The 20,856-nt window shown below is 66.2% G+C and carries 24 protein-coding genes; 21 read left to right on the plus strand and 3 right to left on the minus strand.

The annotated features are described in order from the left end of the window. Nucleotides 1-102 precede the first annotated feature (102 nt). On the plus strand, nt 103-2,235 hold the full coding sequence (locus ASF22_RS08610; RefSeq protein ID WP_056263399.1) for an AAA family ATPase: 2,133 nt from the start codon (nt 103-105) through the stop codon (nt 2,233-2,235). Between the two features lie 333 nt (nt 2,236-2,568). Here ASF22_RS08610 and ASF22_RS25185 read toward each other — a convergent pair whose 3' ends face one another. The 3 genes from ASF22_RS25185 to ASF22_RS23695 form a co-directional block, all read right to left on the minus strand. After that, nucleotides 2,569-2,694, minus strand: a complete 126-nt coding sequence (locus ASF22_RS25185; RefSeq protein WP_280137410.1) for a hypothetical protein — start codon at nt 2,692-2,694, stop codon at nt 2,569-2,571. Between the two features lie 94 nt (nt 2,695-2,788). Further along, nucleotides 2,789-3,070, minus strand: coding sequence for a hypothetical protein (locus tag ASF22_RS08615; RefSeq protein WP_056263400.1), 282 nt, complete (start codon nt 3,068-3,070; stop codon nt 2,789-2,791). Between the two features lie 55 nt (nt 3,071-3,125). After that, the gene (locus tag ASF22_RS23695) at nt 3,126-3,428 is read right to left on the minus strand and encodes a hypothetical protein (RefSeq protein ID WP_156647643.1); all 303 of its coding nucleotides are present in this window, start codon (nt 3,426-3,428) and stop codon (nt 3,126-3,128) included. Between the two features lie 540 nt (nt 3,429-3,968). On the opposite strand from ASF22_RS23695, the gene ASF22_RS08620 reads away from it, so the two are divergent. The 20 genes from ASF22_RS08620 to ASF22_RS08710 all read left to right on the plus strand — a co-directional run bounded on the left by ASF22_RS08620 (nt 3,969) and on the right by ASF22_RS08710 (nt 20,827). Continuing rightward, nucleotides 3,969-4,382: a hypothetical protein gene (locus ASF22_RS08620; RefSeq protein WP_210166648.1), complete on the plus strand. Its 414-nt coding sequence runs from the start codon at nt 3,969-3,971 to the stop codon at nt 4,380-4,382. A gap of 373 nt (nt 4,383-4,755) precedes the next feature. Beyond that, nucleotides 4,756-4,932 carry a hypothetical protein gene (locus ASF22_RS23700; protein ID WP_156647644.1) on the plus strand — a complete coding sequence of 59 codons (177 nt, stop codon included), beginning with the start codon at nt 4,756-4,758 and terminating at the stop codon, nt 4,930-4,932. 15 nt (nt 4,933-4,947) lie between these two features. Then, the gene (locus ASF22_RS08625; protein ID WP_056263406.1) at nt 4,948-5,157 is read left to right on the plus strand and encodes a hypothetical protein; all 210 of its coding nucleotides are present in this window, start codon (nt 4,948-4,950) and stop codon (nt 5,155-5,157) included. Then, nucleotides 5,154-5,492, plus strand: a complete 339-nt coding sequence (locus ASF22_RS08630) for a hypothetical protein (protein ID WP_056263407.1) — start codon at nt 5,154-5,156, stop codon at nt 5,490-5,492. The genes ASF22_RS08625 and ASF22_RS08630 overlap by 4 nt, the downstream gene beginning before the upstream one ends. Further along, entirely contained in the window at nt 5,489-5,746 is a 258-nt protein-coding gene (locus tag ASF22_RS08635) for a hypothetical protein (RefSeq protein ID WP_056263409.1), read from the plus strand. Before ASF22_RS08630 ends, ASF22_RS08635 begins: the two co-directional genes overlap by 4 nt. After that, nucleotides 5,743-6,003 (plus strand): hypothetical protein, encoded by a 261-nt coding sequence (locus ASF22_RS08640; protein WP_056263410.1) that lies wholly within the window; start codon nt 5,743-5,745, stop codon nt 6,001-6,003. Before ASF22_RS08635 ends, ASF22_RS08640 begins: the two co-directional genes overlap by 4 nt. A 70-nt stretch (nt 6,004-6,073) precedes the next feature. Next, complete coding sequence (locus tag ASF22_RS08645) at nt 6,074-6,844, plus strand: hypothetical protein (protein ID WP_056263412.1); 771 nt, start codon at nt 6,074-6,076, stop codon at nt 6,842-6,844. 7 nt (nt 6,845-6,851) lie between these two features. Continuing rightward, on the plus strand, nt 6,852-7,997 hold the full coding sequence (locus ASF22_RS23705) for a phage tail tip lysozyme (protein WP_156647645.1): 1,146 nt from the start codon (nt 6,852-6,854) through the stop codon (nt 7,995-7,997). A 13-nt stretch (nt 7,998-8,010) separates the two neighbouring features. After that, the gene (locus tag ASF22_RS08655) at nt 8,011-8,511 is read left to right on the plus strand and encodes a hypothetical protein (protein ID WP_156647646.1); all 501 of its coding nucleotides are present in this window, start codon (nt 8,011-8,013) and stop codon (nt 8,509-8,511) included. Beyond that, the gene (terL, locus tag ASF22_RS08660) at nt 8,508-10,175 is read left to right on the plus strand and encodes a phage terminase large subunit (RefSeq protein ID WP_056263416.1); all 1,668 of its coding nucleotides are present in this window, start codon (nt 8,508-8,510) and stop codon (nt 10,173-10,175) included. The genes ASF22_RS08655 and terL overlap by 4 nt, the downstream gene beginning before the upstream one ends. Next, entirely contained in the window at nt 10,175-10,519 is a 345-nt protein-coding gene (locus tag ASF22_RS08665; protein WP_056263419.1) for a hypothetical protein, read from the plus strand. The genes terL and ASF22_RS08665 overlap by 1 nt, the downstream gene beginning before the upstream one ends. A gap of 1 nt (nt 10,520) precedes the next feature. Next, on the plus strand, nt 10,521-12,710 hold the full coding sequence (locus tag ASF22_RS08670) for a hypothetical protein (protein ID WP_056263420.1): 2,190 nt from the start codon (nt 10,521-10,523) through the stop codon (nt 12,708-12,710). A 71-nt stretch (nt 12,711-12,781) separates the two neighbouring features. Then, complete coding sequence (locus ASF22_RS08675; RefSeq protein ID WP_156647647.1) at nt 12,782-13,801, plus strand: hypothetical protein; 1,020 nt, start codon at nt 12,782-12,784, stop codon at nt 13,799-13,801. A 12-nt stretch (nt 13,802-13,813) separates the two neighbouring features. Continuing rightward, entirely contained in the window at nt 13,814-14,899 is a 1,086-nt protein-coding gene (locus tag ASF22_RS08680) for a phage major capsid protein (RefSeq protein ID WP_056263424.1), read from the plus strand. Between the two features lie 70 nt (nt 14,900-14,969). Then, nucleotides 14,970-15,305, plus strand: a complete 336-nt coding sequence (locus tag ASF22_RS08685) for a hypothetical protein (RefSeq protein ID WP_056263426.1) — start codon at nt 14,970-14,972, stop codon at nt 15,303-15,305. Between the two features lie 15 nt (nt 15,306-15,320). After that, entirely contained in the window at nt 15,321-15,806 is a 486-nt protein-coding gene (locus tag ASF22_RS08690) for a hypothetical protein (protein ID WP_056263427.1), read from the plus strand. A gap of 6 nt (nt 15,807-15,812) precedes the next feature. Further along, nucleotides 15,813-16,625 carry a hypothetical protein gene (locus ASF22_RS08695; RefSeq protein WP_056263429.1) on the plus strand — a complete coding sequence of 271 codons (813 nt, stop codon included), beginning with the start codon at nt 15,813-15,815 and terminating at the stop codon, nt 16,623-16,625. Further along, nucleotides 16,625-18,310 (plus strand): hypothetical protein, encoded by a 1,686-nt coding sequence (locus ASF22_RS08700; RefSeq protein WP_056263430.1) that lies wholly within the window; start codon nt 16,625-16,627, stop codon nt 18,308-18,310. The genes ASF22_RS08695 and ASF22_RS08700 overlap by 1 nt, the downstream gene beginning before the upstream one ends. 9 nt (nt 18,311-18,319) lie before the next feature. Then, the gene (locus ASF22_RS08705; protein WP_056263432.1) at nt 18,320-18,688 is read left to right on the plus strand and encodes a hypothetical protein; all 369 of its coding nucleotides are present in this window, start codon (nt 18,320-18,322) and stop codon (nt 18,686-18,688) included. A gap of 48 nt (nt 18,689-18,736) precedes the next feature. Beyond that, entirely contained in the window at nt 18,737-20,827 is a 2,091-nt protein-coding gene (locus ASF22_RS08710) for a hypothetical protein (protein ID WP_056263434.1), read from the plus strand. The last annotated feature ends 29 nt before the right edge of the window (nt 20,828-20,856 follow it).

Raw genomic sequence — 20,856 nt, forward strand, 5'->3', positions numbered from 1 at the left:
GGATATCGCTCGAATGACAGAGTTCCCACCCGTCGCTTCCGCGCGCCGCCATTGTATGGCGCTGCACACCGCAGAGCAAGACACAATGGACGGATCGCGGTCATGAGCGAAGCACCGAAAGAGACCGTCGGCGACGGCTTCCGCACCCTTTGGAATCTCGGCTACCGGTACCTCGTGCCGGTTGTGCCTTTTAACGGCGTGCTGTCGCCTCGCTCCCATCTGGCGAAGAGGAAAGGCGACGTCCGCGGCAAGGCCCCGGGGCTGCGCGGATCCGATGGCGAGTGGTACGGGCTGAAGGGCTGGCAGACGGCCACGCCCACAGAAGCCGATCTCGCCACATGGTTTTCGATGGGCGCCGGCGTCGGCTTGCGGCTCGGGCTGCAGCACGACGGCACGTATCTGTTCGCCGTCGACGCCGACACACTGGATCGCAAGTCGGCTGAGACCGTCGCCGCCGAAGTCCAGGCGCGCTTCGGCCTGGTGCCGGTCCGGATCGGCCGCTCGCCCAAGGCGCTGTACCTGATCCGGTGCCGCGGCCCGCTGCCGTACCGCTCGCTGGTGTTCGAGCACGGCTGTATTGAGGTGCTCGGCGAGGGCAAGCAGTGCGTGATCGTCGGCATCCACCCCGTGACGCTGCTGCCGTACCGGATCACGCGCCCGGCGCACGGCGGCCTGCCGGCGTTGGCCGCTCTGCCGATCCAGGACGCATCGGATATCGACGGGCTCTTGAGCGACTTGTCGGGTGTGCTGCCGAAGCCGGAGCGCGTCTACGGCGAGCACGGCATAACGAACCGCGCATCCGTCGACCAGGAGCGGCTCAAGGGCGATCTGGAGCTGGTCCGGAAAGCCGTCGAGGCCATCCCGAATCGCTACCCGGCCGACGGCTACGCATGGTGGATCAAGATGGCGGCGGCCGTGCGTGGGGCGTGCCAAGAGGACGACGGCTTCGGGCTGGAGCTGTTCGAGGAGTTCTCGGAGCGCGCCGACATGGGCGGGGCGGACGCGGCCGAATCCGCGACCCGGGTGTACCGATCGATCAACGCGCCGTTTGCCGTCGGCGCATCGCTGCTGTTCGAGTGGGCCGAGGAGCGCAGCGAGGGCCGTTTCGGCCGATCGGATTTGTGGTTCGACGGTGATGCGGCGGCCGAAGTTCAAAAAGAATTTGGGGGCGGGGACGATGGCACAAATCGCTTTTTGGAAGGAGTAGGCGCGAAGCCGGCCAAGCTGCGCCTGGAGTTGCTATCGGCTGTCGCCGAAACAGCACTGACCGTCGCGGCCCGGCCGCTGGTCAAGGGGCTCTTGGATTGCGGGGCGATGACCATCCTCTATGGAGAAAGCAATACGGGTAAGACGTTCGCCGCGATGGACCTGGCGTTCCACGTGGCGTCCGGGCGCCCGTGGGGTGGGATGCGCACCGCGGGCTTGCCTGTGGTCTATGTGGTGGCCGAAGGCGGCAACGGTGCGCGCAAGCGTGCGGCGGCTCTGATCGCGAAATACGGCCCGTGCGACGGCTTCCACTTCGTGCTGTCGCCCGTGAACCTATTGGATCCGGCGGCCGACCTGGGGCCGCTGATCGCGCTCTTGAAGAGCGTCGACGGCCTTGGGCTTGTGGTGCTGGACACGCTGTCTCGCGTCATGGCGGGCGGTGACGAAAACAGCTCGGTCGACATGGGTGCGCTCGTTCGGCACCTGGACGCAATCCGGGCCGTGACCGGCGCGCACGTGCTCGTCGTCCACCACACGGGCAAAGACACCGCCAAGGGCGCCCGCGGGCATTCGCTGTTGCGTGCGGCCACCGACACCGAAATCGAGGTCACGGTCGGGTGCATCGGCGTCACGAAGCAGCGCGACCTCGACAAGGAGTACGTGACCGGCTTCGACTTGGTGCCCGTGACGTTGGGCGTGGACGGCGAAGGCGATCCCGTCACGTCCTGCACCGTATCACTTCGGCCGATGACGCGTGGCGGCTTGTCGGTGGATCAGGGAAGGCAGGAGGAGGCCCTGGAGGTGCTTCGGGGGCACGTGTGGCGGGAGGACGTGCGGTCCCCCGATTGGGTCGGCATCCCGATTGCGGGGGTTCTCGGCCTACCGATCTATACAACCGACGATAAAAGGGCTGTGTCCGCGGTTGTGGAAAAGTGGATCGCGGAGGGCGTGCTGGAGAAGCAAACGAGGGGCGATAAGCTACGTCGGCCCCGTGTGTATGTCACGGTCAAGGCCTCCGTTTTTGACTGATCCGCTCCAGTCCGCTCCAGTTGCTCCAGTCCGTAAATAACTGGAGCGGAGCACTGGAGCATCCCCGCTCTGCTCCAGTGCTCCACTCCACTCCCCCACGAAGTGGGAGTGGATGCACTGGAGCAGGGTGCTCGGCCGAGTGGAGCAGGTTTGAATTAGACTGGAGCGAAAAGACTGGAGCAGGCCGACGGCACGCAAAAGAAAGGGGCGCCGGTCAGGGCGCCCCACGGATTCGGATGATGAGCTTGTATGTCAGGACAGCTAGGCGTCCGATAATGAGCGGGCCGATTGCAACCGCTAACACCAGGCCGAGAAACAGCTGAATGGCGCCGATCATGCGTCCGCGTCCGAATCGTCGGCGCTGAGGTGGGGCCAGAACGCCCACGCAACGAAGCAGGCGAACCAGAGTGGGCTCAGAGCCCCCAGGACGGCGGTGACGATCAATTGGCTGTCGGACATGGGCGGAACTCCAAACAGGCGCTGGCGGGGTGCGTGGGGCGATTGTAGAGGGTGTCTATCGGCGGGGTTGGACGGAATGGACAGTTCAGGCGAACTAACGGCCGCCTAGAACGCCACCTTCTCCGTCTCGGGCGCGGTAGAATGCATGAAGCTTTGCGATGAAATCCTGCCATGCGGATTCGATGATGGGGTGCGCGGCGAGCTCGGCGTCGCGGGACGTGTCGTCGTTCCGGCGGCAGTTATCGCCTGCCACGTGCGAGCAAGCGCGGAAGTAGTGCCATTCGTCATAGCCGGGGAAGGCGGTGGCTATGGCGGCGTGAAACTGCGCCTCGGCGGCTTGGTACGTGGTGCGGAGATCCTGCAGCGAAACGGTCATGGCGGTGTCTCTCGGGGTTGGCGTGTCGGTTGCGGTGTTGGACGGAATGGACAGGTCAGGCCGGGATCGGGCAATGGCGGTTGGAGCCGTGGATGCGGTAGTGCCGAGCCGTGTGGATGGCGCAGCGCTTAGCGCTTTTGCCCGTCATTGCAGTGGCTTCGCTTAGCGTCACAATGGCGTATACGTGTGCCGTCGGAGTGTAGTTGATTCGACGGACGCCGTTGAGCTCATGAGCAATAGAGCCGTGGCGAAACTCAAGACCGATGCTCGAGTTAAGGTGAAGCTGATACTTGGCTGAGTCTTGGTTGACCAAGAGGCGGCAGGCACGGAACCAGATTTTATAGGCGGTCTTGCACATGGCGGTGTCTCTCGGGGTTGGCGTGTCGGTTGCGGTGTTGGACGGAATGGACAGTTCAATCGATAGAAACGGTCGCTTCCCAGGCGCCAGGCTTGCCAATGTAGGTTGACGAGCTGTTTCCGTAGCAAGCGGCGTAGACACGGCGCCAACGGCCGTTCCAGCGCACCTCAAAGGAGGTTGGCAGTTTAGGCCCATAGCCTGTCACGGTGCGGCCGGAACGCGGGGCCTCGCTTTCACGGAACGGGACCGAAACGGTTTGGCGGGGCTCAGAGTCGGTACCGAAGTGGAGGTAAGCAGACTTGAACATGGCGGGCTCCTAAGTGGCTGGCGGGGCGGGTGTCTCGCCGTTGGTGTATGTCACTTGTATGTCAGCCATGGATGGTCTGTCAATCGACAAAATAGACAAAACGTCTTTGAGGGCGCATTTTCATGTTTGCGCGAAGTGAACGCCGTTAACATGCGCAAACGGCACAACATGTTGTGTAGGCCACGCGAATGCCCTCTAAATCTGGTGACATGACGCGGCAAGAGACGGTGTTCGTGAAGGAGTACGCTCGCACCAGTGATGGCGTCTATGCGGCCGCGAAGGCCGGTTATGGGTCGCCCGGGCCGCGCGCTACGCAAAACCTGCAGAAGCCGGCCATCAACGCCGCGATCCGGGCCGAGCAGGAAGCCGCGCTGCATAACGAGCTCGTTCCGCTGGCGTTGGGCCGGCTCCGCAAGATCCTCGAGGACGACAACATCGCACCACAGCACCACATTGCCGCCGGCAAGGTCGTGCTGGGGGCCGCTAAGGGCACGACGGACACCGCCACGGGCAAAAGTCTGTCCGAAATGAGCTTGGCCGAGACGGAAGCCATGCTTCTCGCCCTCAAGGCCGAGCACGGGCGCCACCAGGCCGAGACCCTCGAGCCGATCGAGGCCGCACCGCCTGAACACGACGTGATGAGCTGATTGCGCGCATCCGGTGCGCCCAACAGTGCGCTAAGTCATTGATCTATAAGAGACAGCAATGTTCTGTCTAAGAGCATTGCGCCCCGATCCGGCTCGATGGAGGGGCGGTGCCGACCCCGGGCCGGGCCCCGGCACCAGTCCGAACCGACTTCGTCAGCCGACGCCAGACGCCCGGAGAAATTTGCGGTCCGCAGATCCGTCCTGACATACAAACTGGACATTGCGTCCGCACCGCCGTACAGATTGGACGCCGACGCGCCCGTGGCGAGAGCCACGCTACTGCGCAGCCACGCCGGGGTTCGACACCCCAAGCACCCCCGGTTCGGGGCAAGGGGTGGACGCATCGGCACGCCAACCGCCACGGAGATCCGACATGACCGACGCACAACGCGAAGCCACCGTTCAGATGATGAACGCCATCGTGGCCGTTAAGCACTGCCCGCCAGACCTCCGATTCCGCGCCGAAAATCTCGTCGAGAAGCTCACGCTCGGACCGGCCGATCCGATGGCCGACTTCCTGCGCAAGTTCGCCAGCGGCGCAAAGCGCTGAACGGGGAGATCCAGCATGAACATCGGCGACCAGCAGAAGCTTCTTGTCCAGGAGGCCCAGCGCCGGCGGGCCGCCGCACTGGCGGACTACGAGCGCCGGCAGAGCCCGGCCCCAGCGAACGTCGACGGCCCGATTGCAAGCATTCCGCTCTCCACCCCGGTGCAGGCCGCCGACACGGCCTGTTCGACGTCCGACAGCTCGGGATCGCGTGGGGGCGGCGAATGAGCGGCTACCGCAAAATAATCGAGAGCGCCTACGGCGACGCGCCGGACAACTTCCACGTCGCGCGCAGCGGCGATGAGCTTCACGTCGATCTGACGTACCCGCCGCGATCCGATGCCGAGAACCGCGGCCAGGTCCGATACCTCGTGTTCGATCAGGAGAGCGTCCGAGCCAGCGACGGCATCCGGATCAGCTACGACTATGACCGGGACGGGTACAAGATCGAGCAGGCCTCGACCTTCTCGTGGGAGGCCGACGATACGGTCTGCGATCAGGACTGGCAGGAAGTCGCGTTCATCCAGGCGTGGGGCCGGCAGCGGCCGGAGGACGGCGAATGATCCGCCCGGACCCCGACCAGCTGGCCGACCGGCTCGAGAAGGAGATCACCGGCGGCGCCTTCCTGTTGATCGGGCCCGAGGAAGTGGCGCTGTGCGTCGCGGCGTTGCGGTTTTACGCCCCGTGGGCGTCGAAGCAGCCGGCAGGGGCCGTCGAACAGCCGACGCTGCGCACGCCGGACACCGCCCGGCCCGTTCATCCGAAGCTGGCCGAGGTGCTCGACAGCTATGGGGCGGCCGGGAGGGTTGCGGAATGACGTATCCTTGCCTCGACTATCGCTTCGGCAGTAGCACCGGCGCCCAGCCGGAGCGCGACGCGCAGCAGTACGTTCGGACGCCCGAGGAGATGGCCGAAATGGCCCGGGCCGCGCGGCAGCACCCGCAGAACGCCTACATGCGGGAGTTCTACACCCGGCAGGCCGCCGAAACGCCGGCCGGCGACGTCATTGACGGCGAGTACACGGTCGTTGACGTGCCCCTGCTCGGTCCGCCCGACGACCAGGCCGACGAATAGGCCCCGTCTATCGGCGTATGGCGTTTGTCCACTGTGTCGTCTATTGTCCCTCGACAGCGGTGGACAAGCCATGCCCGATCCGGACAAATACGAGCGCGATTTCAGCTTCGAGGGGTTCCAGAGCGGGAATCCGACCTCGTCGCAGCCCGGAATTCGCATCGACGACGAGCTCGACACGATCTCGGCCGCCATCGGCGGCGTCGTCGATGCGCTGAAGAACGTCCGGCGCTCCGACGGCAAGCTGCCGAACGGGATCGTCACGCGGGACACGCTTTCGCCCGCGCTTTCGTTCTCAGTGACCGGGCCGACCGACGCGTATATCCAGGCGCAGCTCACAGCAGCCGCCGCCGCCGGGTTCGCCACCGCGTTCGCGGGCAAGCTCGACGTGGGTTCGCCCCTGATCGAGCTTCGATTCCCTTCGACCGACGGCATCGCGCGGGTGGCGAAGCTGGCGGTCGACGCCAACGGCCGCTTCGGGTGGTCCGACGGCAGCTGGACCGCGTACGCCCCCGTCGTCAGCGCCGGCGCCGGCGTCGTCACGTCGTCCACGGCCGAGGGCCGGTATGTCCAGCGCGGCAAGGAGGTCTGGTTCCGGGTCAAAGTGGTGATCGTCTCGAACGGCTCGGCGTCCGGCTACCTGGCCGTGACGCTGCCTTCGCCTCCCGTAACGGGCGACGGAATTTCGTGCGTCGTCGCCGGCCGGGTTCAGCCGGCGGGCGCCATGCTGGTGGGCGTGATCGGCGAGACCGGCAACAGCGTCAAGATCCATCGCTTCGACAACACCTACCCCGCCACCGACGGCCAGACCGTCGTGATCTCCGGCACCTACGAAGCGGCGTGAGCGGAACATGACCCCGCAGTTCAAACGCGCCGTCGAAACCTACGGCCCCCGCTTCATGGCGGATCTCGGACTGTCGCGGCTGCATGTCGGCGGCGTCTTCGGCAATCTGGCCGTCGAGAGCGCGCAGTTCACCGCCAACCAAGAGAAGAGCCCGACCGTAAAAGGTTCGCGCGGCGGCTGGGGCTGGCCGCAGTGGACCGGCCCGCGCCGGCGCGCGTTCGAGGCGTGGGCCGACGCCAACGGGTTCAAGCGCGACGACTGGGACGGCTTCTACGCCTACATGCTGTTCGAGCTGCGCGGGCCGGAAAAGGCCGCCCTGGCGCGCCTGAAGCGCACGAAGACGCTCGACAGCGCCACGTCCGCGTTCATGCTCGGCTACGAGCGCCCCGGCGTGCCGCACGAGCAGAAGCGCAAGGACTTCGCGCTGGAAGCGCTGCGCGTGCTCGACGCCAAGATCGGAACCCCGCCCCCGGCCGCCGACCCGGTCGTCACGAAGCCGGCGAAGCCCCTGAACACCGTCTCGCCCGTGCCGATCGCCTCCGACGCGCAAGTCATGCCAGCGCCGAAGCCCGGGATGTTCACGTGGCTGTTCCGTAAGCGCGTCGTGGCGCCCGACAGCGCGACCGTGCTGCACGTGCAGACGCAGCTCCAGCAGCGCAACTACTACCTGAACGGGCTGCTCGACGGCATCGACGGCCAGAAGACGCGAGACGCGGTCGCCGCCGCCCGCAAGGACAACGGGCTCGGCGACGGCGGCATCGACGAGGCCTTCCTGGTCGCGCTGCCGAAGATGCCGGCGCGCCCGGTCTCGACATCGCGTGGCAACTTGACGATTCCCGAGATGACGGCGCATGCGCCCGAGCGCGCCGCGCCGCCCTCGACCCTGCTGAAGATCGGCGGGCTGCTGCTCGGCCTCGGCGGGGCCGACGCCGCGCAGACCAGCGGCGTTCTGAACAGCGTGCAACAGACCGCCGACACGGCCGGCAGCGTGCTCGCCAGCCTGCAGAGCGTGATCGGCGCTCTTCGCAGCGTCGTCGGCTTCGTGGTCGAGTACCGCTGGGTCTTCATCGTGGCGGCCGGGCTGTGGGCGGTGCTGGAGGGCGTTCGCTACTTCGTCACCCTGTTTCGAGACATCACGCAGGGTCGCCGCTGATGCTCGACGATCTGTGGACCGTCACGAAGGTGCTCGGGACGCTCTACGCCATTCTTTTTGCTGCGGTCGTTTTCGTGACCGCCCGGAGTCGTTGATGGAAGGGTTCTCGTGGACGATTTCGGGCGCGACGATCCTTGTCGTCTTGGGTTGGGTGTCTTCGATCGTCGCGCTGACGTGGCGCCGGAGCGGCGAGGAAGCGACGGAGCGCGGAAAGGTCTCGTCGGCGCACAAGCGGCTCGATGAGCTGGAGAAGCGTCTGAGCGGAATCGAGGAGGAGGTCGATATGCGGGTCTCGACGCTGCAGGCATCCTCGACGCTCCTGCGGGAACAGCAGCACGAGTTCCGCCAGGAGGTGGCGCGCAGCTACATCACCCGGGACGAGGTCAACAAGGTCGAAGGCCGATTGCACGAGGGCCAGTCCCGCATCGTCGACCGCATGGACAAGATCGAAGAGCGGATCGCCCAGATGCAGGACAAGATCCTGTCGGCGATCCAGGCGCAGAAGACCGCATGAAGAAGCCCCGCCCCGGCCCGGTCAACCCGAACACCGGCAAGCCGCTCTACAAGTTCGACCCGAACGAGGCCCGCAAGGCCGCCCAGGAGGCCGAGCGCGATCGTCTGGCCGGCATCCGCGCGCTGGAGCGGCACGCCGCGGCCCTGAAGTCGGCCGACCGCTTCATGCCGTTCGTCAAGTTCACGATGCCGGACCCGGAGGCGCCCGACGACGTGAACCGGTCGCGCTACAAGAACGCCCGGCACCACGACGCCATCGCGCGCGTGCTCGAGGAGGTCGAGAAGGGCGAGATCCAGTTCCTGATCCTGACGATGCCGCCGCGCCACGGGAAGACGCAGCTGGTGTCCCGGCATCTGCCGGCGTGGTTCATCGGCCGACACCCGGACCAGAACGTCGTAGTGGCGGCCTACGGCGACGAGCTCGCCATGGACATCGGCGCCGAGGTGCGCGCGATCATGGGCACCACGCAGTACCGCTACGCCTTTCCCGGCGTCCAGTTGCGTCGCGGCGGCGCCGCCAAGGACCGCATTCAGACCACCAAGGGTGGGCTGATGGTGTTCGTCGGCCGCGGCTCGAGCCTGACCGGCCGCGGCGCCCATCTGCTCATCATCGACGACCTGATCAAGGACGACAAGGAAGCGCAGAGCCAGACGATCCGCGATCAGGCCTGGTCCTGGTTCACGAAGGTCGCGATGACCCGCCGCATGGGCAAGAAGCTGGTGGTGATGACGTTCACGCGCTGGCATGCCGACGATCCGATCGGCCGGCTCACGAACGACAACGCCGAGGAGAACCCGTACTTCAACCCGGCGCTCGCCAAGAAAATTCGGGTCATCAACTTCCCGGCCTACGCCGAGGAGGACGACCCGCTCGGTCGGCCCGTCGGCGCGCCGCTGTGGCCGGACGGCCCGGACCAATTCGACGAGACCTTCCTGGAGGAACAGCGTGCGATCGACCCCCTTGGCTTCTCGGCCCTCTATCAGCAGCGCCCTTCCGTTGCTGATGGCGTGCTTTTTCGGCGCGAAAACATCCGACGGTATCACCCCGTCGATCTCCCGAAGAACCTCCGTTATTACGCCGCCAGCGACCACGCCCTCGGCCTCAAGCAGCGCAACGACCCGAGTTGCTTCGGGCTGGCCGGGGTGGATGAAGACGGCAACCTGTACCTGACGCAGGTCGATTGGCGGAAGATGCCGACCGACGCCGCCGTCGAGAGCATGCTGGTCATGGCCGGCGGCACGAACAGGCCGTTGCTGTGGTGGGCCGAGCGCGGGCACATCTCGCAGTCGATCGGCCCCTTCCTGCGCAAGCGCATGCAGGAGACCGGCACGTACATCAACATCCGCGAGGTGACGCCGGTCGGCGACAAGGCGCAGCGCGCGCAGTCGATCGCCGCACGTATCGCGCAGGGCAAGGTGTTCCTGCCGATCGGGCCGCGGTGGGCCGACGCCGCGATCGAGCAGCTCATGGCCTTCCCGAACGCGGCGCACGACGACTTCGTCGACATGATGAGCCTGTTCGGTCTCGGGCTGCAGAGCCAGTTCCGCGCCTCGGCGCCGGCCAAGAAGCCCGAGGAGCCGGCCTTCGGCACGCTCGGATGGGTGAAGCTGATGGACAAGTACAAGAACGAGCAGCGGCGCGCCGCGAACGCAGGAGGCTTCTGATGGACGACGCTCGGTTTTCCAAAATGGCGCAAGGTCTGTGGAAGGCCGCGTCGATGACCGCCGACGAACTCGCGTCTCGCAAAGGCGAGGACGATATGTTCGTGAAGATCAAGCGGAACGGTGAACGGCTCGACGGATGCGCCGGACACGATTTCGAGCCGGACCCCGAGTGGCGAACAGCGAAGCGGCCGGTTCTCGGGCGCACCGTTCACTGCCGCGTCTGCGGCGGCGACATGAAGATGAACGACGCGATGTACTACCTGCGCGGCGTCGCGCACGGCACCGGTCGCGACTACAAAGCCATGATCGAGCAGATCTGGCCGCCGAACGCAGGGGGGATCTAGCATGTTCGACGAGACCGAGACCGTCGATCCGGCGGCCACCCCGCAGCCTGCCGCGGACACGGAAGTGTCAGCGCAAGACCAAGCGCTCGTCCGTACGATCCACCAGCGGATCAAGGAGGACGCCAAGCACCACGAAAAGGCGTTCAAGCAGATGCGCCGCGACATGCACGTCGCGAAATACGGGCGGCTGCCCGGCGCCTCGACCGACAACTACACGGCCAACATCGCCGGCCGCCACGTGAAGCAGAAGACCGCCGGGCTCTACGCCAAGAACCCGAAGGCCACCGCGCGCCGGCGCGAGACGCTCGACTACGAGCTGTGGGACGAGAACCCGCAGACGCTGCAGCTCGCCTACCAGTCGGTCATGCAGTTTCAGGAGCTCCAGGCACAGGCCACCGCCGCGGCTGCTGCGGCCCCGATGATCGACCCGAAGACCGGCCTGCCGGTCCAGGCCGACATCCCGGTCACGGCCGACATCGAGCAGGCGCAGGCGCTGCTGGCCGATTTCCAGCGCGGCACGGCGCAGCGCACGATCATCCAGAAGACCGGTCGGACGCTCGAGATCCTATTCGCGCAGGCGCTCCGCGAGCAGAAGCCGCTCGACTTCAAGATGGGCATGAAGAAGCTGGTCCGGCGGGCCTGCACCACCGCCGTCGGCTACGTCGAGCTCGGGTTCCAGCGCGAGACCGGGCCGCGCCCGGGGATGGCCGAGCAGCTGGCCGACCACCGCGCCCGCATCGACCACATCAAGAACCTGGCGCAGGGCGTCGCCGACGGCGATCACGTCGAGGGCGATTCCGAGCTGGCCGAGCTGGAGCACGCCGTCGCGGCGCTCGAAGCCGAGCCCGAGGTCGTCGTGCGCGAGGGCCTGATCGTCGACTTCCCGATGTCGACGAAGGTGATCCCGGACAAGCTGTGCAAGAGCCTCGTCGGCTTCGTCGGCGCCCGGCACATCACCCTGGAGTACCTGTTCAGCCACGACGAGGTGAAGGAGCTGTTCGGCGTCGACCTGCCGAAGAACGCCACCGACGACAGCTCGGACAAGAACGGCACCCTGGCCGGCGACGAGGACGACGGCACGTCCCCGCAGATCGACATGGATTTCGACGACGATTCGAGCGGTCGCCGCAAGGGCAACGGCGGCATGGTCAAGGTGTTCAAGCACTACGACAAGCCGTCCGGGCTGGTCTATTTCCTTGCCGAGGGGCACCAGAAGTTTCTAAGAACTCCGGCGGCGCCGGACGTCTTCGTCGAGGACTTCTGGCCGGTCTACGCGCTAACGTTCAACGACGTCGAGCACGAGGACGAGCTGTACCCGCCGTCCGACGTGGCGCTGCTGCTCGACATGCAGCTCGACTACAACCGGTCCCGCCAGGGCAAGCGCGAGCACCGCAAGGCGGCCCGGCCGCGGTGGGCCTATCCGAACGGAGCCATCAACGACGAGGATATCCAGAAGCTCAAGAGCTGCGAGCCGTTCGAGGCCGTCGGCCTGAACATCGACGCGCAGACGAAGCTGACCGAGATCCTGCAGCCGATTCCGGTCCCGGGCGTCGACCCGAACCTGTACGACACCGGCGAGATCTTCCAGGACACGCAGCTCGTCGTCGGCACGCAGGAGGCGCAGTTCGGCGGCGTCAGCAAAGCCACCGCCACCGAGAGCGCTATCGCGGCCAACTCGTCGGCCTCCTCCGACGGCTCCAGCGTGGACGATCTCGACGCCTTCTTGAGCGTCATCGCCCGGGCGAGCGGCCAGATCCTGCTGCGGGAGGTGTCGCAGGAGACGGCACTGAAGATCGTCGGCCCGGGCGCCGTGTGGCCGCACCTCACGCTGACCGAGATCGCCGAGGAGCTCTACCTGGAGATCGAGGCCGGCAGCACGGGCAAGCCGAACCAGGCCGTCCAGGTGAACAACGCGAAGACGATCATCCCCTTCCTGCTGCAGACCGGTCAGATCGATCCGATGTGGCTGGCGAAGTACATGATCCGCATCCTCGACGACAAGATCGACATCACCGATGCGGTGATCGCCGGCATCCCGTCGATCGTGGCGCAGAACCAGAACAAGCAGGCCGCCACGGCGGACCCGGCCGCCGATCCGACCGCGCAAGGGCCGGAGGGCGCGACGAACGGGCCAGCCCCGCCCGGCGGCGAGGGTGGCAGCGACGCCGCCTTCGGCAGCAACCAGGTGTAGCTTCTGTCTATCGTCGCTTGTCGACACGATAGACAGAATGTATGGTGCAGTTCTCGAACCCTGGAGCCACGATGTCCGAGCAGGACGGGATCACCGAACTCGACCCGATCGAAGACGCGGGTCCAGGCAACGATACGGACGCGGCAGCGAAGCCCGAGGGTCAGCCGCCGGATAGCGCGAAGTCGTCCGACGCGCAGGACGCAACCAACGCCGACGACGATCTGCTGTCTGTTGCCCGTGAGGTCATCAGCGGCAAGGTCAACAAGGCAGAGGCGGCCTCGTCAGCCGAGAACCCGGAAGCCGAGCCGACGACCGGCTCGCAGGTCGCAAAAGAGCCCGACGACGAGAATTTCTCGGACGTCCCTTTCCACAAGCACCCACGGTTCAAGCAGGTTCTCGGCCGGATGAAGGCCGCGGAAGTTGACGCGGGCCGCTACCGCAACGTCGACCGGTTCATTTCTTCGCAAGGCATGGGTGCCGAGGAGGCCGCAGAGGCTCTCGTCATCGCCGGCCTGATGAAGAACAACCCGGCCGAGGCGTGGAAGCAGCTGCAGCCGATCCTACAGAATCTGCTCGTCGCCGCGGGCGAAGCCTTGCCGCCCGACCTTCAGCGCCAAGTCGATGCCGGGGAACTCCCGCACGCCGCCGCGCTGCAGATCAGCCGGGCCAACGCATCGACGCAATCGCTGCGCACGCAGCAGGAGCTTCGGGACCAGCAGGCCGAGACGGAGCGACGGACGTCGCACGCATCGTCCCTGAGCAAGGCCGCCGACGATTGGGAAGATGAGCGGAACGTGAAAGACCCGAACTTCCCGGCGAAGTTGCCGGCGCTGCATCGGGAGATCGCGTGGCTACATCGGTCGGAAGGCGTCCCGAACTCCGTTGACGGGGTTAAGGACCAGCTCAAGCGCGCCTACGAGACGATCAACAAGGAATTTCGGCCTCCGACCCCGACGGCACAGCCGCGTCGCCAGCCCATCCGACCCATCGTGGCGGGAAACCAGCCGGCAGCGTCTGCGCAGCAAAAGCCCGTGTTCAACTCGACGCTCGACATCGTGCGTTCCAAGGTGAACCAGGCCGCCGCCTCGTAAAGGTACGGACCTATGCCCATCTCCCCCGACGTCCTCGTCGAGATCAACAACACCACCCTCGAGAACTACATCGACAAGGGAAAGGTGTTCAAGCAGAATGTCTCGAACAAGCCGCTGCTCAAGGACTTCAACGCCAAGGCCGGCGCCTTCGCCGGCGGCAAGGAGTTCGTCTCCTTCGCCGTGAAGGACGGCCGTGGTGGCGGTACGCTCCAGGGCTACAGCTACGACGACCAGGTCAATTACTACGACCCGGCGACCATCAAGCGTGCCCGCTTCCCCTGGCGTGAGCACCACCTCGGCGTGACCCTGACCCACACTGAGCTCAAGATCGACGGCATCGACATCAACGAGGACGGCGCCGACCAGTCGACCACGGAGATGTCCGGCCGCGAGCAGTTCGCGCTCGCCAATCGCCTCGACGAGGTGATGGACACCATGGGCGAGGACTACGCCTTCAGCCTGAACCGGCTGATGTACGGCGACGGCACGGCCGACGTGAAGGCCATCGCCGGCATCCGGTCGATCATCCTGGACAACCCGAACCTCGGCATCACCGGCGGTATCAACCGCGCGACGACCCCGTACTGGCGCAACCGCGCCGCGACGGCGGCCTTCGGCGCGGCCGGCGGCCAGCCCGCGATCACGTCTTCGCCGGCCAACGGCGGCTCGCTGATCGCCTTCCTGGAGAAGGAGGATCGCCAGCTCCAGCGCTACCGGAAGGGCACCACCTCCCGCATGCTCTACGCCGGCTCCGACTTCCTCGGCGCCTACCTCAACGAGATGCGCTCGAACGGCTTCTACACGCAGACCGGTTGGGGCGACGGCAAGAAGGTCGACGGTGCGATGGGCGGCCCCGCCTGGCGCGGCACGCCGATCGAGTACGATCCGACCCTCGACGATCTCGGCCTGTCGAAGCGCCTCTACGTGATCGACATGAGCCCGGGCGGCATCCGCATGCTCTACATGAACGGCAACCGGATGAAGAAGCACAACCCGGCCCGGCCGTACGACCGCTACGTGATGTACAACGGCATCACCATGACGGGCGTGATGATCGCCAAGCAGCTCAACACGTCCGCGGTGTACGACATCGCCTAGCACGACGCCCGACACAATGGACGGCCGCTGACCCGGCCGTTCTCCCCCGATCCCCATCACGGAGGGCGTCATGCCTCTGACCACAACCTCGAACTACGCGACCGTCCGGACGACGCTCGCGGCCGACGTCGCCAATGCCGGCACCTTCACCGTGCCGTATCCGACCGGGACGGTGCAGGCCGACTACCAGGGCGCCAACGCCGGCAACACCTCGGACAACATGCTCGTGTTCGACCCGAGCGGCGACAAGTACGTCGGCGCGCAGATCGGCTTCGCCTACGGCGCGTCGAACGTGACCGTGACGAACAACTCGGGCGTCACGTTCGCCGCCGGCCGCACGGCCGTCGTCGGCCTGCCCCGCATCGACCCGATCCAGCGCTACAACGGCCCCAAGGCCATCATCTAAGGGAGGCCGAGCGTCATGGAATACGCAAACGTCATCGTGAAGCTCGCCGGCGAGGCCGACAACACGGTCCCGAAGTATGGCGTCACCGCGGCCGAGATCGCCGTGCTGCTCGCCATCCACGGGCCGGACTCGGTCTACGACATCGAACCGATCGACCCTCCGAAGGATGAGGACGGCAAGGTCGTCAAGGTCCGGAACCGTGATGAGCTGGTGCGCCTGCGCGAGACCTACTCGTCGCAGAACTCCCGGCCGGTCGTCGAGGCGCTCTTCCCGGGCGCCGCGGCGCGCGTCCACGAGACCATCGGTGAGCTCGACCTGCCGGAGGAGCTGTTCAAGCCGAAGACCCGTGCGAAGCCGAAGCACGAGACTTCGACGTCGGCTGCCGACAAGCCCGATCGGGAGACCGTCGGCCAGACCCGCAAGCCCGCCAAGGGCGAGAAGGGTTCGGCCTCGGCGAACGAGCAGGCCGAGGCCGACGGCATCACCGACGTCCTGAGCTGACCCGTCATGCGGGGAAAGACGCTGGAGAAGCTGATCGACGATCTGCGCGCTGAAACGCGCCTGTCGTTGAACCCGGCCCACAACGCCAACGACCGCGAGCTGCAGGTCAAGCACCTGCAGCGGACGCAAGAATGGCTGTGGGACGACTACGACTGGCCGCACCTGCGCGTCGAGCGCAACGTGCCGATCCAGGCCGGGCAGCGTTTCTACGACTTCCCCGCAGACTTGGCTCTCGATCGCGTCGAGAAGCTGGAATATTTCGCCGACGGCGCTTGGTGCCGCCTGCAGCCCGGCATCGAGGGCGCACACTACTCGATGCGCAACAGCGACCTCGGCGAGCGCGAGTGGCCCCCGCGGCGCTGGCGCTTGTCCGAGAACGAGGACTTCGAGGTCTGGCCGATCTCCGATCGCGACTTCGACCCGGCCACGCAGGACGGGCAGCTCAAGTTCACCGGCATCCGGAATCTGAAGAAGCTCGTCGACGACGCCGACCGGGCGGATCTCGACGACCGCATCATCGTCCTGTTCGCGGCCGCCGAGCGCCTCGCCGCCGTCGGGGCGAAGGACGCCAAGCTCAAGCAGGACATGGCGCTTAAGCGCTTCGCGCGGCTGCGCGGCGAGCTGCAGATCACGCGCCGCTTCCGCATGTTCGGCGTCGGCCAACGCAGCCGCGGCCGCTTCGGTTTGCCGATCGGCAGCGGCGGAGGTGCCTACGTGCCGCCCTCGACGCCGCAGCTGACCTACCCGCTCGAGCCGGTCTACGTTCAGGTGCCCGTCGATCTTCCTGACAACATTCGCATAGACAAGCAGGAATTCTGATGGTCGATCAAATCATCAGGGCGGAGTTCGACTTCTCGAACACACCTGGCGCTATGCCCAACCGCGCGATTCCGCAGGGCGGCGCCGCGATCCAGCAGGCCGACGGCAAGCTGCTGACGATCAAGCCCAACGGCACGCTGCGTGTCACCGATATTCGCGACATCGTCGAACAGCTCGCGACCGGGCCGCTCGCCACGGTCCTCGGGCGCAAAGCCGATCTCGTCGACGGTCTCGTACCGCTTACGCAGCTGCCGCCGGGTCTCGGTGGCGGCGGTGGCGGCCCGATCACGCTGTCTCAGATTTCAGATCTATCTTCATTTTGGCGTCCGCTCCTTTCGGGAGGCCAAGCTGTCGCGCGAACGGCCTTAGGTCTTGGGGCGGCGGCGTACCTGGCGGTGGGCGTCTCAGGTGGCGTGGCGGCGTATGACGACCCCCGGTTCGGTACCGGCGGCGGGGGCGGCGCGCCTTCGACGGTCACAGCTTCGCAGATCAGCGACGCAAGCGGTCTCGGCCGCTCTGTCCTTACGGGGTCTCAGTCTCAGGCTCTTACGGCCCTCGGGCTGTCCACCGCCACGACGACCGCGACGCTGTCGGGGCTGTCGTCTTCGCTCGCCGGCATCACAGTGAAAGCCGACCCCCTGCCGGCGTGGGCGACGTTCAAAACGAACAACGACAGCTTGCTCGTCAACGCCAACGGGGCGCAGGGCTACATCTGGCCCGGCGGCGGCGACTACGCTTGCATGTCGGCGATCACGGGCGCGCTGCGCTTGCCTGTCGAGGCCGGCGCCAACAACATCAACGGCGGCCCGGCCATCATCATCGCGTCCGGGGTGATGGGCCTCGCGCTTTCCGAGTGCCTGAACAACGTCGTGGTCGGCGGATATTTCAGTGGCGGCTGCACGCTCGATCAGGGCCGGGCCTGGGGCATCAACACGACGGTTGCGAACGGAGACCGGCGCGGCCTTGGCGGGTACGTCGGCAAGAACGGCCAGTTCATCTCGGCAGAGATCGATCTTAACCTCAACACGCCGCCGGGCGGATGGGCAGGCACAAACGCGTACGGCGCATCCATCGTTGCCGTAGCGCAGTCGCAGCCTGACGGCGGCTTCACCGGATTGCACATCTCGGCAATTGATATCGGGCCTAAGATCGGCTGGAAAGAGGCGATCCGCACCGATCCCGGAGCGTGTGACGAGTTCGCTCAGATCCACACGCAGAAGTATCTCGGCGCCGGAGCGTCCGGGTCTCAGAAACTACACTTCATTTCATCTCCGTCTACGAACCAGTTCCGGCACGGCTTTATCAGTCAGTCGCCGGGCGGCGACTTGATAATTCAGCCGGACATGTACAACGGTTCGGGCCAATTCACAGTTGCGAACAGCACTCTGCAGGCCGCTTGCACGATGCATCCGACCGGCGGGTTCAACGGGCCCAGTATCTATGTCTCAGGCAACATGAGCGCGGGTGGGAACGGGGGTGTGTCGGGCAATTTCGCGGTTGGTGCTCTGACGCAGACGCAGCTGCTGACTGTCGGCAGCACGGCCTCGTTCAACGGGGACGTGAACGTCAATGGCGGGCTCCTGTCGACGAGCCGCCTTCGCTTCGGCAACGCCGATGTTCAGGTGCAGGCGCCAGGCGGCGGCCCCATCCCGAACGGTTTCAAAGCCCTCATGGTCGCAGGATAAGGATCACCCATGCTCGTCGACTTCGACACCGAAATCACCGACGCTCTTGGTCGAGTTCAGTATGAGCCCGAGCTGAAGCCGAACGGCCGACCCATGACCGAGATCATTGACGGCGTCGAGGCGGTGAAGATTTCACCGATTACGATGCGGATGATCTGCGTTACTGCTCTGACGCGCGCATGGCCGGACGAGAAGCTATCCGAGACCGTCGCGTTCGATCGATTCATGCTCGCCGTGAAGATCTCTCCCGGCGGACGTGTGGACCTCACGTTGGCCGAGCGCGGCGCGATCCAGACCGCGACCGACAACTGGCGCTCGCAGTCGCCCGTCTTTATGGCCCGCGCACGTCTCCTGCTCGATACGAACTCCGCAGAATAGGATCGCTACGTCCATAGTCGCGATCAGCAGGAAAAGACAAAACCGCCGATGAGCACGATTTGGGTCCAAGAGTTCACTGGCGGCCTCGACACCCGGCGCTTGCCGGAGACGACGGTCGGCGGCGTGCTCATCAAGGCGCGCGACGGCCACATCACCCGGGGCGGCGAGTTCGAGCAGCGCGCAGCCTTCGTGAAGACCCACGACCTTCCGGCCGGGACGATCGGGCTTGCCTTCAGCCTGACCGGTCCGGTCGTGTTCGGTAGCGCGGCGCCGCCGGCGCTGCCGGCCGGAATCACCTACCAGCGCCTGCAGCACCCCGACGGCCTGGCGCTCGCCAGCGTGCCGTCGACCGATCTGTACGCCGGCAAGCTCTACGCCGTCGGCGTGTTCTCGGACGGCAGCCGATTCCACTTCTACGATGGCGTGCGGGTTGCCGATTGGTTCGACGGTCGCGCCCGGGCGTCGGTCGCGGTTGGCGGCAGCGGCGATCAGACGGCGACGCAAGCGACGGCCTACGCCGACGTTCTCGGCGGGGCCGCGGCGCCGGATCCGCCCGTCGCGGACCAGCCGACCGACACGATCAGTTCGATCACCGTCGCCGGCGTGCCGGTCATCGGAGCGCCGATCCAGCACACCGGCAACAACGTCACGACGGCGACGGCCGTCGCAGCGGCGATCAACGCTTTCAGCTCGACGCCCGACTACACGGCGACGGCCAGCGGCGTGCGCGTCACGGTGAGAGCCGTCACGCCCGGCGCGGCGGTGAACGGGCAGCCGATCAGCGTCGTCACGACCGGCAACTTCACCGTCGGCAACGGCGTCACCTTCACCGGCGGACGCGATGGCGTCGTCTCGCGATTGGAGAGCCTCACCGTCGGATCCACCGCGATCATTCCGGGTCCGGTGGCGTACGCCGGCAGCAACGAAGCCACGGCCGCCGCCATCGCGCAGGCCATCAACACGTTCGTCTCCTCGCCGGACTACAGCGCCAGCGCCAACGGCGCCACGGTCAACATCCTGTCGGCCACGGCCGACGCCGCGCAGAACGGGCTACCCGTCAACTCGCTCACGTCCGGTAACCTGACGATCACCCCGGGCTCGACCACGATGCAGGGCGCGACGAGCAGCGGCCAGCTGCTGATTCCGGGCGATTTCGTCCGGACGATCGGGACGAAGGTCTATTCGACGTCCGGGCCGAACCTGCACTTCTCGGGCATCGGCGCGCCGACGAAGTGGTCCACCGACACGACGGGCGCCGGGTTCATCGACTTCTCGGCGCAAGCCTCGGGCCTGGAGCAGCTCTACGCGGTGGCCGAGTACCAGCAGTTCGTCGCGGTCTTCGCCGAGCGCGTCACCAAGATCCAGTACGTCGACCCTGATCCGTCGCTCAACAAGTCGTCGCAGACCCTGCGCAACACCGGCACGGCCAGCCCGCGCAGCGTGACGCAGTTCGGCGACAACGACATTTTCTACCTCGACGAGAGCGGCGTGCGCTCGCTGCGCGCCCGTGACAGCTCGAATGCGGCTTCGACTTCCGATGTCGGCGTGCCGATCGACAGCCTGATCACGGCGAAGCTCGCCTCACTCGGCCCGGGCGAGCGCAGCCGCATCATCGGCCTGATTGAGCCGCGCGACGGCCGGTTCTGGCTCATCGTCAAGGACACCGTTTTCGTCTTCTCGTTCTTCGCGGGGGCAAAAGTCAGCGCATGGTCGACCTATCAGCCGGGCTTCGACATCATGGATGCGGGCGTCTTCCAGCGCCGCGTCTACGTCCGCACCGCAAATTCGATCTATGTGTATGGCGGCCTCGGGGCGGCTCCGGCGTACGACGAGACCGTAGCCGAGGCGTGGCTACCCTACCTCGACGCGAGCAAGCCGACGACGGTGAAGACCCTGGAGGGGGTCGACGCGGCGGTCTCCGGCCGATGGGACGTCAGCATCGGCATGGAGCCGACCAACTTGGCCGCCGAGGACGAGATTGGGCAGGTCTTCGAGACGACGTTCCGGCGCAACCGCATCCCGGCGAGCGGGCAGTCGACGCACTTCAATCTGCGCTTCCGCAGCCGCGGCGTCGGCCCGCACAAGCTGGCCGCTGCCGTGATCCAGTACGCCGGGGACGCGCCAGATGCTAAGACTTGAGGCGGCCGACTACACGGACGTCGTCCAGG

The sequence above is a fragment of the Methylobacterium sp. Leaf87 genome (assembly GCF_001422775.1).
Taxonomy (GTDB): Bacteria; Pseudomonadota; Alphaproteobacteria; order Rhizobiales; family Beijerinckiaceae; genus Methylobacterium.